Origin of the sequence: Pseudomonas sp. PvP100 (assembly GCF_017833055.1) — a bacterium.
Taxonomy (GTDB): Bacteria; Pseudomonadota; Gammaproteobacteria; order Pseudomonadales; family Pseudomonadaceae; genus Aquipseudomonas; species Aquipseudomonas syringae.
In genome coordinates, this window is record NZ_JAFIBO010000001.1 from 471,550 (window position 1) to 486,950 (window position 15,401).

Consider the following 15,401-nt stretch of genomic DNA (forward strand, 5'->3'; position numbering starts at 1 on the left):
GTAGCGTTTTTTCACCGCGCTATACAAATGTGACTACCCTGACACAGCGCGCGTTACTACTTTAGCTTTACACTCGATCAGGTGATGCCCACGCGATTGACTGCAAGGGCACCCTGGTTTCAACACCTTCTTCAAGCCTCCCCAATAAAAGCCAAAGCGGAGTACCACAGATGGCGTTCTTCACCGCAGCCAGCAAGGCCGACTTCCAGCATCAACTGCAAGCGGCACTGGCTCAGCACATCAGCGAACAGGCACTGCCACAAGTGGCGCTGTTTGCCGAGCAATTCTTCGGCATCATTTCTCTCGACGAACTCACCCAGCGGCGGCTCTCCGACCTGGCAGGCTGCACCTTGTCCGCGTGGCGCCTGCTGGAGCGTTTCGAACATGCTCACCCGCAGGTCCGGGTCTACAACCCCGATTACGAGCGCCACGGCTGGCAATCGACTCATACTGCCGTTGAAGTGCTGCATCATGATCTTCCGTTTCTGGTCGACTCCGTACGTACCGAGCTGAACCGCCGCGGCTATAGCATCCACACCCTGCAGACCACCGTGCTGAGCGTGCGTCGCGGGGCTGCTGGCGAATTGCTTGAGCTGCTGCCCAAGGGCACCACTGGCGACGACGTGCTGCAGGAATCGCTGATGTACCTGGAGATCGACCGCTGCGCCAACGTCAGCGAGTTGAACGTGCTGGCGCGCGAGCTGGAGCAGGTACTTGGCGAAGTACGCGCTGTCGTCGAAGATTTCGGGCCGATGAAAGCGCGTCTGCATGAGTTGCTGGCCAGTATCGATGCCAACGAGTCCAACACCGATGTCGAGGAAAAGGCCGAGATCAAGGTCTTCCTGCAATGGCTGGTGGACAACCACTTCACCTTCCTCGGTTACGAAGAGTTCGAAGTGCGCAACGACGCCGAAGGCGGCCAGTTGGTCTACGACGAGTCGTCCTTCCTCGGGCTGACCCGCCTGCTGCGCCCCGGCCTGACCCGCGAAGAACTGCACATCGAAGATTACGCGGTGAAATACCTGCAGGAACCGGTGTTGCTGTCGTTTGCCAAGGCGGCGCATCCAAGCCGCGTGCACCGTCCGGCGTACCCGGATTACGTTTCGATCCGTCAGATCGACGCGTCGGGCAAGGTCATCAAGGAATGTCGTTTCATGGGCCTGTACACCTCGTCGGTGTATGGCGAGAGCGTGCGGCAGATTCCGTACATCCGTCGCAAGGTCGCCGAGGTCGAGCGTCGCTCCGGTTTCGACGCCAAGGCGCACCTGGGCAAGGAACTGGCGCAGGTGGTCGAAGTACTGCCGCGTGACGACCTTTTCCAGACGCCGGTGGACGAATTGTTCACCACGGTCATGTCCATCGTGCAGATTCAGGAGCGCAACAAGATTCGCGTGTTCCTGCGCAAGGACCCGTACGGCCGTTTCTGCTACTGCCTGGCTTATGTGCCGCGCGACGTGTATTCCACCGAAGTACGCCAGAAGATCCAGCAGGTCCTGATGGACCGCCTCAAGGCCAGCGATTGCGAGTTCTGGACGTTCTTCTCTGAATCGGTGCTGGCGCGTGTGCAGTTGATTCTGCGCGTAGACCCGAAGATCAACCTGGACATCGACGTCGCCCAACTGGAAAACGAAGTTATTCAGGCGTGCCGTTCGTGGAAGGACGACTACGCCAGTCTGGTGGTCGAAAGCTTCGGTGAAGCCCACGGCACCAACGTGCTGGCCGACTTCCCGAAAGGCTTCCCGGCGGGCTACCGCGAGCGCTTTGCGGCGCATTCGGCAGTCGTCGACATGCAGCACGTACTGAGCCTCAGCGAAGCCAATCCGCTGGTGATGAGCTTCTACCAGCCGCTGGCCGGTGGCCGCCAGCAATTGCATTGCAAGCTGTATCACGCCGACACACCGCTGGCGTTGTCCGACGTGTTGCCGATTCTGGAAAACCTTGGCCTGCGCGTGCTGGGCGAATTCCCGTACCGCCTGCACCATGCCAACGGTCGCGAGTTCTGGATTCACGATTTCGCCTTCACCTACGGCGAAGGACTGAACCTCGATATCCAGCAGCTCAATGACACCCTTCAGGATGCGTTCGTGCACATCGTGCGCGGCGATGCCGAAAACGATGCTTTCAACCGTCTGGTGCTCACCGCCGGCCTGCCGTGGCGCGATGTGGCGCTGCTGCGTGCCTATGCGCGTTATCTGAAGCAGATTCGTCTGGGCTTTGACCTGGGTTACATCGCCACCACGCTGAACAACCACACCGACATCGCCCGCGAGCTGACGCGTCTGTTCAAGACCCGCTTCTATCTGGCGCGCAAGCTGGGTTCCGACGATCTCGACGACAAGCAGCTGCGTCTGGAACAGGCCATTCTGACTGCGCTGGACGACGTGCAGGTGCTCAACGAAGACCGCATCCTGCGTCGTTATCTGGACCTTATCAAAGCCACGCTGCGGACCAACTTCTATCAGGCCGATGCCAACGGGCAGAGCAAGAGCTATTTCAGCTTCAAGTTCAACCCGCGCCTGATTCCCGAACTGCCCAAGCCGGTGCCCAAGTTTGAAATCTTCGTTTATTCGCCGCGTGTCGAAGGCGTGCATCTGCGCTTCGGCAACGTGGCGCGTGGCGGCCTGCGCTGGTCGGACCGCGAGGAAGACTTCCGTACCGAAGTGCTGGGCCTGGTAAAAGCCCAGCAGGTTAAGAACTCGGTCATTGTGCCGGTAGGTGCCAAGGGCGGCTTCGTGCCGCGTCGCCTGCCGACCACCGGCAACCGCGACGAAGTGCAGGCCGAGGCAATCGCTTGCTACCGCATCTTCATCTCCGGGCTGCTGGACATCACCGACAACCTTAAGGAAGGCGCGCTGGTGCCTCCGGTCAACGTCGTGCGTCATGACGATGATGACCCTTATCTGGTGGTGGCCGCCGACAAGGGCACGGCAACGTTCTCCGACATCGCCAACGGCATTGCCATCGACTACGGCTTCTGGCTGGGCGACGCCTTCGCTTCCGGTGGTTCTGCCGGTTACGATCACAAGAAGATGGGCATCACCGCCAAGGGCGCATGGGTGGGCGTGCAGCGTCACTTCCGTGAACGCGACATCAATGTGCAGCAGGACAGCATCAGCGTGATCGGTATCGGCGACATGGCCGGTGACGTGTTCGGCAACGGCCTGCTGATGTCTGACAAGCTGCAACTGGTCGCAGCGTTCAATCACCTGCACATCTTCATCGATCCGAATCCGGACCCGGCCACCAGCTTTGCAGAGCGTCAGCGCCTGTTCAATCTGCCGCGCTCGTCCTGGACCGACTACGACACCAGCATCATGTCCGCTGGCGGCGGGATCTTCCCGCGCAGCCTGAAAAGTATCGCCATCACCGAACAGATGAAGGCGCGCTTCGACATCAAGGCTGACAAGCTGACCCCGACCGAACTGCTGAACGCTTTGCTCAAGGCACCGGTAGATCTGTTGTGGAACGGCGGTATCGGCACCTACGTGAAGTCCAGCGATGAGTCGCACGCTGATGTCGGCGACAAGGCCAACGATGCGCTGCGCGTCGACGGCAACGAGCTGCGTTGCAAGGTGGTGGGCGAGGGCGGCAACCTGGGCATGACCCAGCTGGGCCGTGTCGAGTTCGGCCTCAATGGCGGCGCGACCAACACCGACTTCATCGACAACGCGGGCGGTGTGGACTGCTCCGATCACGAAGTGAACATCAAGATCCTGCTCAACGAAGTGGTGCAGGCCGGTGACATGACCGAGAAGCAGCGCAATCAGCTGCTCGAAAGCATGACCGACGAAGTCGGCCACCTGGTGCTGGGCAACAACTACAAGCAGACTCAGGCGTTGTCGCTGGCAGCCCGTCGCGCTTACGAGCGGATTGCCGAATACAAGCGCCTGATGAGTGACCTGGAGGCGCGTGGCAAGCTTGATCGCGCCATCGAGTTCCTGCCTGCTGAAGAGCAGATCGCCGAGCGGATTGCGGCCAAGCAGGGCTTGAGTCGTGCCGAGCTGTCGGTGTTGATCTCGTACAGCAAGATCGACCTCAAGGAAGCGTTGCTGGAATCCCGTGTGCCGGATGACGACTATCTGGCGCGTGATATGGAAACCGCGTTCCCGCCTTCGCTGGGCGCCAAGTTTTCCACGGCCATGCGCGGCCATCGCCTGAAGCGCGAGATCGTCAGCACGCAGATCGCCAACGATCTGGTCAACCACATGGGCATCACCTTCGTGCAGCGGCTCAAAGAGTCGACCGGCATGAGCGCTGCTGCGGTGGCCGGTGCCTACGTGATCGTGCGTGACATCTTCCACCTGCCGCACTGGTTCCGTCAGATCGAGGCACTGGACTACAAGGTTTCGGCCGAAGTCCAGCTGGCGCTGATGGACGAGTTGATGCGTCTGGGGCGTCGTGCAACGCGCTGGTTCCTGCGTAGCCGTCGCAATGAGCTGGACGCCGGTCGTGACGTGGCACACTTTGGTCCGCACCTCGCTGCACTGGGCCTCAAGCTTGACGAGCTGCTGGAAGGTCCGACCCGCGAGATCTGGCAAACGCGTTATCAGGCGTATGTCGAAGCCGGTGTGCCGGAACTGCTGGCGCGCATGGTCGCCGGTACGACGCATCTGTACACACTGTTGCCGATCATCGAAGCCTCCGACGTGACCGGGCAGAATGCTGCCGACGTCGCCAAGGCATACTTCGCCGTCGGTAGTGCGCTGGACATAACCTGGTACCTGCAGCAGATCAGCAGTCTGCCGGTGGAAAACAACTGGCAGGCGCTGGCGCGTGAAGCGTTCCGTGACGATGTCGACTGGCAACAGCGGGCAATCACCGTGTCGGTTCTGCAGATGGCCGATGGTCCTTCGGAAATCGATGCGCGTCTGGCCCTGTGGCTGGAGCAGCACACACTGATGGTCGAGCGCTGGCGTGCCATGCTGGTCGAGCTGCGTGCGGCAAGCGGCACGGATTACGCAATGTACGCCGTTGCCAATCGCGAACTGCTGGACCTGGCCATGAGCGGGCAGGGCATTACCGTGTAACCAGGCTGTAAAAGCTGTACCCATAAAAAACCCGCATCGAAAGATGCGGGTTTTTTTATGCCTGACTGATAGGTTCGATCAGCCGCTTACTGCGCCGCCGACAGGTGCTCGTAAAGAATCGTCGCACCCACCACGATCAACACGATACCGCCAATGATTTCAGCGCGTTTGCCGACCATGGTGCCCAGCACCCGGCCCAGCATCACGCCGATGGTGACCATGACCGTGGTCGCGAGGCCGATGGCCAGGGCGGCAACCACGATATTGACGTCGACAAACGCCAGGCCTACGCCGACTGCCAGTGCATCGATACTGGTGGCGAATGCGGTAACGGCGAGAATCCAGAAAGAATGCTGCCCCGGCTTTTCCTGCTCTTCGTCATCGTCGTGCTTGATGCCGTTGTAGATCATGTGCAGGCCGAGCACCAGCAACAGGGTGAAGGCGATCCAGTGATCCCAGCTCTCGGCGAAGCGCGCAGCCACCTGGCCAATGCCCCAGCCGATGACCGGCGTGATGGTTTCGATGGCGCCGAATATAAGGCCCGTGCGCAACGCTTCGAGAAAGCGCGGTTTATGCAGGCTTGCTCCTTTACCAAGGGCCGCAGCAAAGGCGTCCGTGGACATGGCAAGCGCGAGAAAGAGGAGGGAAATCGGGTTCACGGTTATATCCAGTCGGGCTATGAGTCAACGACGCAACCACACGCCCGACTTTAGGCATGGATGCATCGTTGGTCTCGCCAACCAGAAGGTGTTCGCACCACGGCATGCTGCCGAGAATGTTGATACGAACGCTCTGTGACCGGAGTCAAGAGCAGGCTACTCCCCAACAAGGGCCGCCACTATAGCCATGTGAATGTGAAAAATATATGTACGAGGCCGAGTGTGAGGGCAAAAAAAACCCCATCACGAGGATGGGGTTCTTCTGATGCCTGCTTTCGTGCTTACACTTGAACAGCCGGGATGTTGGCGTTCGCAGCGGCTTCACGGAACTCGGCGATCTGATCGAAGCTCAGGTAGCGGTACACGTCCGCTGCCATGGTGTCGATCTGGTTGGCGTAGCCCATGTACTCTTCGACCGTCGGCAGACGACCCAGAATCGAGGCAACGGACGCCAGCTCGGCCGAGGCCAGGTAGACGTTCGCGCCGTCACCCAGGCGGTTCGGGAAGTTACGGGTCGACGTCGACACCACGGTCGCGTTCGGTTCCACGCGTGCCTGGTTACCCATGCACAGCGAGCAGCCCGGCATTTCCATGCGTGCGCCAGCCTTGCCGTAGATGCCGTAGTAGCCTTCTTCGGTCAACTGGTGAGCGTCCATCTTGGTCGGCGGCGACAGCCACAGACGCGTCGGAAGCTGGCCCTTGACCTGATCCAGCAACTTGCCCGCAGCGCGGAAGTGGCCGATGTTGGTCATGCAGGAGCCGATGAACACTTCGTCGATCTTCTCGCCCTGTACCGAAGACAGCAGGCGCGCATCGTCCGGATCGTTCGGCGCGCAGAGCACAGGCTCCTTGACGTCGGCCAGATCGATTTCGATGATTTCGGCGTACTCGGCGTCCTTGTCGGCTTCCAGCAGCTCCGGGTTGGCAACCCAGGCTTCCATCGCCTGAGCACGACGCTCCAGGGTGCGAGGATCACCGTAACCCTGTTCGATCATCCAGCGCAGCAGGGTGATGTTCGAATTCAGGTATTCGATGATCGGCTCTTTGGCCAGCTTGATGGTGCAACCGGCAGCCGAACGTTCGGCAGAGGCGTCGGACAGCTCGAAAGCCTGTTCGATGCTCAGGTTGTCGAGGCCTTCGATCTCCAGAATACGACCGGAGAATGCGTTCTTCTTGCCTTTCTTCTCTACGGTCAGCAGGCCAGCCTGAATCGCGTAGTAAGGAATGGCGTGAACCAGGTCGCGCAGGGTGATGCCAGGTTGCATCTTGCCCTTGAAGCGAACCAGGATCGATTCAGGCATGTCCAGCGGCATTACACCCGTTGCAGCAGCGAACGCCACCAGGCCGGAACCGGCCGGGAAGGAGATACCGATCGGGAAGCGGGTGTGCGAGTCGCCACCGGTGCCGACGGTGTCGGGCAGCAGCATGCGGTTCAGCCAGCTGTGGATGATGCCGTCGCCCGGACGCAGGGAAACGCCGCCGCGGGTCATGATGAAGTCAGGCAGCGTGTGGTGCGTCTTGACGTCGATCGGCTTCGGATAGGCCGCGGTGTGACAGAACGACTGCATGACCAGATCGGTCGAGAAGCCCAGGCATGCCAGGTCTTTCAGTTCGTCGCGAGTCATCGGGCCAGTGGTGTCCTGGGAACCGACGGTGGTCATCTTCGGTTCGCAATAGGTACCCGGACGAACGCCCGCTACGCCGCATGCCTTGCCGACCATCTTCTGCGCCAGGGTGTAGCCCTTGGTGCTTTCGGCTGGCTGGTCAGGTGTCTTGAACAGGTCGAACTCCGGCAGGCCCAGTTCGGCGCGAGCCTTGCTGGTCAGGCCACGGCCGATGATCAGTGGAATACGGCCGCCAGCGCGGACTTCGTCGAGCAGCACCGGGGTCTTCATTTCGAAGGTGGTGATGACTTCGTCGCTGTCGTGTTTGCAGACCTTGCCAGCGTAGGGATAGACGTCGATCACGTCACCCATGTTGATGTTCGAGACATCGAATTCGATTGGCAGAGCGCCAGCATCTTCCATGGTGTTGTAGAAGATCGGGGCAATTTTGCTGCCGAAGCAGAAACCACCGGCACGCTTGTTCGGGACGTAAGGGACGTCGTCGCCGAAGAACCAGAGTACCGAGTTGGTTGCCGATTTACGCGAGGAACCGGTACCGACCACGTCACCGACGTAGGCAATCGGGAAGCCCTGACCGCGCATTTCTTCAATCTGCTTCATCGGGCCGATGGCGCCCTGAACGTCAGGAACGATGCCGTCACGGGCCATTTTCAGCATGGCCAGTGCGTGCAGCGGGATGTCTGGACGCGACCAGGCATCAGGGGCAGGGGACAGGTCGTCGGTATTGGTTTCGCCGGTAACCTTGAAGACGCGCAGGCTGATCTTGTCGGCCAGCGTCGGGCGCTTCTTGAACCACTCGCCGTCAGCCCAGGACTGCAGAACAGCCTTGGCGTGGGCATTGCCGCTCTTGGCTTTTTCGGCCACATCGTGAAAGGCGTCGAACATCAGCAGGGTGTGCTTGAGTTGTTCGGCAGCGACCGGCGCGAGGGTGGCGTCGTCGAGCAGTTCAACCAGGGTGACGATGTTGTAGCCACCTTGCATGGTGCCGAGCAGTTCGGTAGCGCGTTTTCTGTCGATCAGGGGAGAAGTGGCTTCGCCCTTGGCCAGGGCAGACAGGAAACCGGCCTTTACGTAGGCAGCTTCGTCAACGCCTGGCGGAACGCGATTGGTGATCAGATCGACAAGGAAAGCTTCTTCGCCAGCCGGGGGATTCTTCAGCAGCTCGACCAGGCCTGCAGTTTGTTCGGCGTTAAGCGGCTGGGGCACGATGCCCTGGGCGGCACGCTCTTCGATATGTTTACGGTAGGCTTCAAGCACAGTATTAACCCTCATCAGTGGTCCCAAATGGGTGTCCGGGACGCTCATCCAGAAATCGCCCGTACCCACGCAAGGCTTATTGAGCCTTGTTGGCAGGGTGTCGGTGATTCCTAACAGAAGCTGTTTTCAAAGTTTTACGCCTGCAGGGCGGGGGGAGTGGCGGTCGACACGGCCATTCGTGATGAGGGAATGGCCTGTCGACGCCGCACTGCGGGATTAACTTGACTGTGCTCGTGACGCTTTGAAAACAGCTTCCAACGGACATTGGCGCCTTAAAAGGCTCGCTGATTCTACGCCAAAACTTTGCCAAAGGTAAGTTAGCCCCTACATCTTCGGGGGTGAACTTGCTTAGACAAAGGGCTAACATGAGCCCTTGTTTCGCCTTCCCCAGTCCTGCCTGACATGCCCGATTACATTATCAAAACCCCCTGCGTCGGCCTTTGCTCCACTGTTTACGGGGATCTGGTGTGCCGTGGCTGCAAGCGCTTCCACCACGAGGTCATCCACTGGAACGGCTACAACGAAGACGAAAAAAGAGCCGTCTGGCTGCGCCTGGAGCAACTGCTGGTCCAGGTGATGACTGCCAAGCTCGAAGTCTTCGATGCCGACAAGCTGCGTGCGCAGCTCACCCAGCGCAAGATCCGCTTTGTGCCGCACCAGTCCGAATATTGCTGGGCTTACCAGTTGATCGCCCGTGGCGCGCGGGTCATCAGCCAGGTCGAGGCCTACGGTTTCGTGCTGTTGCCGGAGTTTCGCGACTGGACGCTGCCGGAACTGCGCGATGCGATCGACCGCGAGTTTTTCCTGCTGTCCGAGGCGCACTATCAGCGCTATATCGCGCCAGGGTTTCTGCGCGACGCATTCGGCGCCTGACAAACCCGGCATGCTTTTGTGTCGCGAGGCATCGTTACTGCTCGTATAATGCGCGGCCGTGCCTCTCCGTCATTCTGTGAGCCTATGTACCCGATCCCTGAAATCGAAGCCTTTCTGCTTTGCCGCACACCCGACAGCTGGGTCCAGGCCGCGCTGCGCAATCTGGACATCCTGCTGATCGACCATGCGAACAACGAGAAGAAGGCCGCCGGGGCTGCGTTCCAGTTCATGTTTCAGTACAACGACAAGTTCGACCTGTTGAGCAAGATGTCACGTCTGGCCCGGGAAGAGCTGCGCCATTTCGAGCAAGTCATCAGCATCATCAGAAAGCGCCAGATCCCCATGGCCAACATCAGCTCGGCCCGCTATGCCGGAGCGCTGCGCAAGCTGGTGCGCAATCACAACCCGTACCGGCTCACCGATGCGCTGATCGTCGGTTCCATTGTCGAGGCTCGTTCTTGTGAGCGCTTTGCCGCGCTGGTGCCGCATCTGGACGAAGAGCTGGCCAAATTCTATGGCGGTTTGCTGAAGTCCGAAGCGCGGCACTTTCAGGACTACCTCAAGCTGGCTTACAGCTACGGCGACAAGGCTGATGTCGATGCCAAGATCGAGGAGATCCGTCTGGCCGAGCGTGAGCTGATCGAAAGCCCTGACGAAGAGTTCCGTTTTCACAGTGGCGTACCTGTCGCCGCCTGATTCCTCTCGCGTTCCCTCCAAAAACGACCGTCTTGCCAGCGGTCGTTTTTTTATGGGCATTTAGTAAGCAAGCTAATAAATGCTTTGACAACGGCTGCCTAGGCAGTAATATTTTGCAATCACTGTTTAGGCAGCTATCTTGGTCAATTCATGAAACATTTCAGCCCCGACAATTTTGAATCCAGCCTTATCGGGCTGCTGGTCGGTCGTACCAATGCGCTCAAAGACCGCATGCTCGACAAGTACCTGCTGCCCTATGACGTGACGTTCGCGCAGTTCAAGGTGCTGATCATCATTGCCCAGTTTTCTACCGATACCCCTGTGGCATTGTGTCGGCACCTGTCGCTGGACAGCGGTTCGATGACCCGCATGCTCGATCGCCTGGAACAGAAAGGGCTGGTGGTGCGCCAGCGCTCCGCGACCGATCGTCGTCAGGTGCGTCTGGCACTGACCGAGCAGGGGCAGGCGCTCTGCGATCTGCTGCCGCAGATTGGCGCGGACGCGATGAACGACACGTTCGCGGCGCTCGACAGTGACGAGGTCGAGAGCCTGAAAAGAATTCTCACCAAGGTGCTGGTGGCGGCTGATGACCACATCACCCTGACTCGTTTGAGCTTCAACCCCAAAGCTAAACGCTGAGCGGCCGACGCATTGGCAGGCGTGAGCCTGATCGCCGTCGTTCCGTCGCTTCGCTGATTAAAGGTAACTGCCATGGCCACTGCTGCCGCTGAAAACACATCTGCCCCGGCCCCTGAACAGGAGCCGAAGTCCGGCAAGCGCAAGTTCATGCTGATCGGGCTTGCCATTGTCGTGGTCATCCTCGCACTGGGCATCTGGGCCTGGTACGAGATCTACGGCCAATGGAGCGAAGAGACCGACGACGCCTATGTCAATGGCAACGTGGTCGAAATCACCCCGCTGGTCACCGGAACCGTCATCAGTATTGGTGCGGACGACGGTGATCTGGTGCACGCAGGGCAGGTTCTGCTCAAGTTCGACCCGAGCGAGGCCGAAGTTTCGCTGCAAAGCGCCGAGGCCAATCTGGGCAAGGTTGTGCGCCAGGTGCGCGGCCTCTACAGCAACGTCGATGGCATGAAAGCGCAGTTGGCCGCACAGCGTGCTGCGGTGCAGACCGCTCAGGACAACTACAACCGTCGTCGCAGCCTCGCAGCCGGCGGGGCGATTTCCCAGGAAGAGCTGTCGCACGCCAGAGACAGCCTGACCAGCGCGCAGAGCGCCCTGAACAACATTCAGCAGCAGTTGAGCACTAGCGTGGCACTGGTCGATGACACCGTGGTGTCCTCGCACCCGGACGTCAAGGCCGCCGCCGCGCAGTTGCGTCAGGCCTACCTGGCCAACGCGCGTTCGACGCTGGTGGCACCGGTCACCGGTTACGTCGCCAAGCGCACCGTGCAGTTGGGGCAGCGCATTCAACCGGGCACTGCAACCATGGCGGTCATTCCGCTGGACCAGTTGTGGATCGATGCCAACTTCAAGGAAACCCAACTGGGCAAGATGCGCATTGGTCAGCCGGTGGAGATCAGCTCCGACCTGTATGGCAGCGATGTGAAGTACAACGGCACCATCGACAGTCTGGGGGCCGGCACCGGCAGTGCCTTTGCATTGCTGCCTGCGCAGAACGCCACTGGCAACTGGATCAAGATTGTCCAGCGTGTGCCGGTGCGGGTGCACATCAATCCTGAAGAGCTGGCGAAGTACCCATTGCGCATCGGCCTGTCGACCACGGTTGAGGTCAACCTGCACGACCAGAGCGGCCCGGTCCTGGCGCAACAGCCGCGCAAGCAGGCCGCTTTCAGCACTCAGGTGTACACCGAGCAACTGGCTGACGCCGACGCGCTGATCGCCCGCCTGATTCACGAGAACAGTGCGCCCGGTGGCAAGACTGCCGTTCAGCGCTGAACCGCTAATCCGTGAGCCCCGGCCGCCGGTCGGGGTGTCGCATTCGTCTCCAGGGATTCGCGATGAGCAACAACGCCCCCGCTTCTTTTACCCCGCCAAGCCTGCTGCTGTGCACCATCGGTCTGTCGCTGGCGACCTTTATGCAGGTGCTCGATACCACGATTGCCAACGTGGCGCTGCCGACCATCGCCGGCAACCTGGGGGTCAGTTCGGAGCAGAGTACCTGGGTGATCACCTCGTTTGCGGTCAGCAACGCGATTGCCTTGCCGCTGACCGGCTGGCTCAGTCGTCGCTTCGGTGAGGTCAAGCTGTTCCTGTGGGCCACCATTCTGTTCGTGATCGCTTCGTTTCTGTGCGGCATTTCCCAGTCCATGCCGGAACTGGTGGGCTTCCGGGCGCTGCAGGGGATGGTCGCCGGTCCGCTGTATCCGATGAGCCAGACCCTGCTGATTGCGGTGTACCCGCCCGCCAAAAGGGGCATGGCCCTGGCATTGCTGGCGATGGTGACGGTGGTGGCGCCCATTGCCGGGCCGATCCTCGGTGGCTGGATCACCGACAGCTATAGCTGGCCGTGGATCTTCTTCATCAACATCCCCATCGGCCTGTTCGCCGTGTTGGTGGTACGTAGCCAAATGGCCAAAAGGCCGGTCAGCACAGCCCGCCAACCGCTGGACTACATTGGCCTGCTGGCGCTGATTATCGGTGTGGGCGCGCTGCAGATAGTGCTCGACAAGGGTAATGATCTGGACTGGTTCGAGTCGAACTTCATCATCTTCGGTTCGCTGATTTCGCTGGTCGCGCTGACCTTCTTCGTCATCTGGGAAATGACCGACAAGCACCCGATCGTCAACCTGCGCCTGTTTGCCTACCGCAATTTCCGCATCGGCACGCTGGTCATGATCGGCGGCTATTCCGGCTTCTTCGGCATCAACCTGATCTTGCCGCAGTGGTTGCAGACCCAGATGGGCTATACCGCGACCTGGGCGGGGCTGGCCGTCGCCCCGATTGGCATTCTGCCGGTACTGATGTCGCCCTTTGTCGGCAAGTACGCGCACAAGTTCGACTTGCGTCTACTGGCCGGGCTGGCGTTCCTGGCGATGGGGCTGAGCTGCTTCATGCGTGCAGGCTTCAACACCGACGTGGATTTCGAACACGTGGCGATGGTGCAACTGTTCATGGGCATCGGCGTGGCGCTGTTCTTCATGCCCACTCTGAGTATTCTGCTGTCCGACCTGCCGCCCAATCAGATCGCCGATGGATCTGGACTGGCAACCTTCCTGCGCACCCTGGGCGGCAGCTTCGCAGCCTCGCTGACCACCTGGATCTGGATCCGCCGCGCCAACCAGCATCATGCCTACCTGAGCGAAAACATCAGCACCTTCGACCCCGCCACCCGCCACGCCCTCGACAGCCTGGGCGGCGCCAGCCCGCAAGCCTACGCGCAACTGGAGCAGACCCTCAACGCCCAGGCCTACATGATGTCCACCGTGGATTACTTCTACCTGCTGGGCTGGATATTCGCAGGACTGATCCTGCTCGTCTGGCTGGCCAAACCCCCATTCGCCGCCAAGGCCGGGCCTGCGGCAGGGGGCGGGCATTGAGATGGGTTTCTCGTGCCAATGGGATGGCATGCAGTTCGTGACTGATTCAACTGCTTTAGATGTGCTTTTCTATCACGATGGCACTGACGACGCAGAGTGCGACGTAAGTGACGGCTGAGTCCTGACGCTGATCCGGGGGGAACTCGGCAAGGATGCCGAGTTAGCTGCACCGGGCCAGGGATGGCCCGTTGCAGCGACCCCCGGATCAGTGTCAGGGCGAAGGAACCCGACGAAGTCGGGCCGGAAACGGAGCTTGGGGCTTTGGTCACTTTGGCCCCTTCAAAGTGACTCGCCGAGGGGCGAAAAGGTGATCTGAGACGTGCCCCAATCTACCTGACATCGCAGAACCGCCGTGTGACGCAGAGCGTCACGAAAGGCATTACCACGCGGAGCGTGGGAACGAGAGTCTGTGTCGAGCCCCAATCCACCTCAAGTCGCAGAACCGCTGTGCTCTCAGCCACGTTCCCGCGCAATCAATTCAACAGCGCAACCGTCTCGGGCACAAAGTCGAACGAACTCAGATTGAAACCCTGCTCATCCACCTGCAACACCCAGCCCTGACGATCCCAGTCACCCAACACAATGCGTCTGGCCGCCTGATCGCCAATCTGCAACTTATGAATCGCCGGACGATGAGTGTGACCGTGGACCAACGTACGCACACCGAACTGCTGCATGATCCGCGGCACCTCGTCCGGCGTCACATCGACAATATCATTGGCTTTCATACGGGTTTGCGCACGGCTCTCATTACGCAACTTGCGCGCCAGCTTGTGCCGAGTGCCCAGCGGCAAATGGCGCAGAATGAACAGCGTCAGCGGATGGCGCAGATAGCGACGCATCCGGATATAGCCTTCATCGCGCGTGCACAGACTGTCGCCGTGCATCAGCAGCACCGGCTCACCGTTCAACTGCACGACGCTGGGGTCACTCAGCAGCGTGCAGCCCGCTGCCTTGCAGAAACCCTTGCCGAGCATGAAATCACGGTTGCCGTGCATCAGAAAAATTCGTGTGCCGCTGTCGCTCAATTCGCGCAGGGCCTTGCAGATCGAAAGCTGGAACGGCGACATCGCATCGTCACCGATCCAGACTTCAAAGAAATCCCCGAGGATGTACAGCGACTCGGCTTCGCGAGCGCGTCCTGCGAGCAGATCCAGAAACGCCCGGGTAATGTCCGGGCGCTCCTGTTCAAGGTGCAGATCGGAGATCAGCAGTATCACTCAACGATCTCGGCTTTCTCGATGATCACGTCTTCTACCGGGACGTCCTGATGGCCGGCCTTGCTGGAAGTCGCCACGCCTTTGATCTTGTCGACCACGTCAGTGCCTTCGATCACTTCACCGAATACAGCGTAACCCCAGCCCTGAACGGTCTTGGCGCTGTGGTTCAGGAAGGCGTTGTCAGCGACGTTGATGAAGAACTGCGCAGAGGCCGAATGCGGCTCCATGGTGCGGGCCATGGCGACGCTGTACTTCTTGTTCGGCAGACCGTTGTCGGCTTCGTTCTGGATGCTCGGGCGCTTGTCTTTCTTTTCTTTCATGCCAGGCTCGAAACCGCCGCCCTGGACCATGAAATTACCGATCACACGGTGGAAAACCGTGTTTTCGTAGTGGCCGGCTTTAACGTATTCGATGAAATTGGCAACGGTCTGCGGCGCCTTTTCTTCGTTCAGTTGCAGCACGATGTCGCCGTGGTTGGTAGTCAGCTTTACATTAGGCATTTGGGAAGTCGCTCTCTAGTCAT

The 15,401-nt window shown here is 59.9% G+C and carries 10 protein-coding genes; 6 read left to right on the top strand and 4 right to left on the bottom strand.

Annotated features, from left to right (window positions below; all coding sequences use genetic code 11):
* Positions 1–170: 170 nt before the first annotated feature.
* Positions 171–5,027, top strand: coding sequence for an NAD-glutamate dehydrogenase (locus JOE39_RS02200; RefSeq protein ID WP_016567604.1), 4,857 nt, complete (start codon positions 171–173; stop codon positions 5,025–5,027).
* An 86-nt stretch (positions 5,028–5,113) separates the two neighbouring features.
* Here the strand turns inward: JOE39_RS02200 and mntP are convergent, their stop codons facing one another.
* Both mntP and acnB read right to left on the bottom strand, forming a co-directional pair.
* Positions 5,114–5,686, bottom strand: coding sequence for a manganese efflux pump MntP (gene mntP / locus JOE39_RS02205; protein ID WP_003318883.1), 573 nt, complete (start codon positions 5,684–5,686; stop codon positions 5,114–5,116).
* 281 nt (positions 5,687–5,967) lie between these two features.
* Positions 5,968–8,568, bottom strand: a complete 2,601-nt coding sequence (gene acnB, locus JOE39_RS02210; protein ID WP_024661529.1) for a bifunctional aconitate hydratase 2/2-methylisocitrate dehydratase — start codon at positions 8,566–8,568, stop codon at positions 5,968–5,970.
* A 402-nt stretch (positions 8,569–8,970) separates the two neighbouring features.
* On the opposite strand from acnB, the gene JOE39_RS02215 reads away from it, so the two are divergent.
* The 5 genes from JOE39_RS02215 (at position 8,971) to JOE39_RS02235 (ending at position 13,658) form a co-directional block, all read left to right on the top strand.
* Complete coding sequence (locus JOE39_RS02215; RefSeq protein WP_002554470.1) at positions 8,971–9,441, top strand: DUF1289 domain-containing protein; 471 nt, start codon at positions 8,971–8,973, stop codon at positions 9,439–9,441.
* 84 nt (positions 9,442–9,525) lie between these two features.
* The gene (miaE, locus tag JOE39_RS02220; protein WP_210077965.1) at positions 9,526–10,137 is read left to right on the top strand and encodes a tRNA isopentenyl-2-thiomethyl-A-37 hydroxylase MiaE; all 612 of its coding nucleotides are present in this window, start codon (positions 9,526–9,528) and stop codon (positions 10,135–10,137) included.
* A 150-nt stretch (positions 10,138–10,287) separates the two neighbouring features.
* Positions 10,288–10,776 carry a MarR family transcriptional regulator gene (locus tag JOE39_RS02225; RefSeq protein ID WP_210077963.1) on the top strand — a complete coding sequence of 163 codons (489 nt, stop codon included), beginning with the start codon at positions 10,288–10,290 and terminating at the stop codon, positions 10,774–10,776.
* Between the two features lie 72 nt (positions 10,777–10,848).
* Positions 10,849–12,057, top strand: coding sequence for an HlyD family efflux transporter periplasmic adaptor subunit (locus tag JOE39_RS02230; RefSeq protein ID WP_210077960.1), 1,209 nt, complete (start codon positions 10,849–10,851; stop codon positions 12,055–12,057).
* A gap of 41 nt (positions 12,058–12,098) precedes the next feature.
* Positions 12,099–13,658, top strand: coding sequence for a DHA2 family efflux MFS transporter permease subunit (locus tag JOE39_RS02235; protein WP_348529907.1), 1,560 nt, complete (start codon positions 12,099–12,101; stop codon positions 13,656–13,658).
* Positions 13,659–14,131: 473 nt separating this feature from the next.
* On the opposite strand, the gene lpxH is transcribed toward JOE39_RS02235, so the two are convergent.
* Both lpxH and JOE39_RS02245 read right to left on the bottom strand, forming a co-directional pair.
* The gene (gene lpxH / locus JOE39_RS02240) at positions 14,132–14,878 is read right to left on the bottom strand and encodes a UDP-2,3-diacylglucosamine diphosphatase (protein ID WP_011267205.1); all 747 of its coding nucleotides are present in this window, start codon (positions 14,876–14,878) and stop codon (positions 14,132–14,134) included.
* Positions 14,875–15,378: a peptidylprolyl isomerase gene (locus JOE39_RS02245; protein ID WP_003390678.1), complete on the bottom strand. Its 504-nt coding sequence runs from the start codon at positions 15,376–15,378 to the stop codon at positions 14,875–14,877. The genes lpxH and JOE39_RS02245 overlap by 4 nt, the downstream gene beginning before the upstream one ends.
* Positions 15,379–15,401: the final 23 nt, after the last annotated feature.

Coding starts and splice junctions, on each gene's coding strand:
- JOE39_RS02200 (WP_016567604.1), top strand. CDS start 171: ATGGCGTTCTTCACCGCAGCCAGCAAGGCCGACTTCCAGCATCAACTG.
- JOE39_RS02215 (WP_002554470.1), top strand. CDS start 8,971: ATGCCCGATTACATTATCAAAACCCCCTGCGTCGGCCTTTGCTCCACT.
- miaE (WP_210077965.1), top strand. CDS start 9,526: ATGTACCCGATCCCTGAAATCGAAGCCTTTCTGCTTTGCCGCACACCC.
- JOE39_RS02225 (WP_210077963.1), top strand. CDS start 10,288: ATGAAACATTTCAGCCCCGACAATTTTGAATCCAGCCTTATCGGGCTG.
- JOE39_RS02230 (WP_210077960.1), top strand. CDS start 10,849: ATGGCCACTGCTGCCGCTGAAAACACATCTGCCCCGGCCCCTGAACAG.
- JOE39_RS02245 (WP_003390678.1), bottom strand. CDS start 15,378: ATGCCTAATGTAAAGCTGACTACCAACCACGGCGACATCGTGCTGCAA.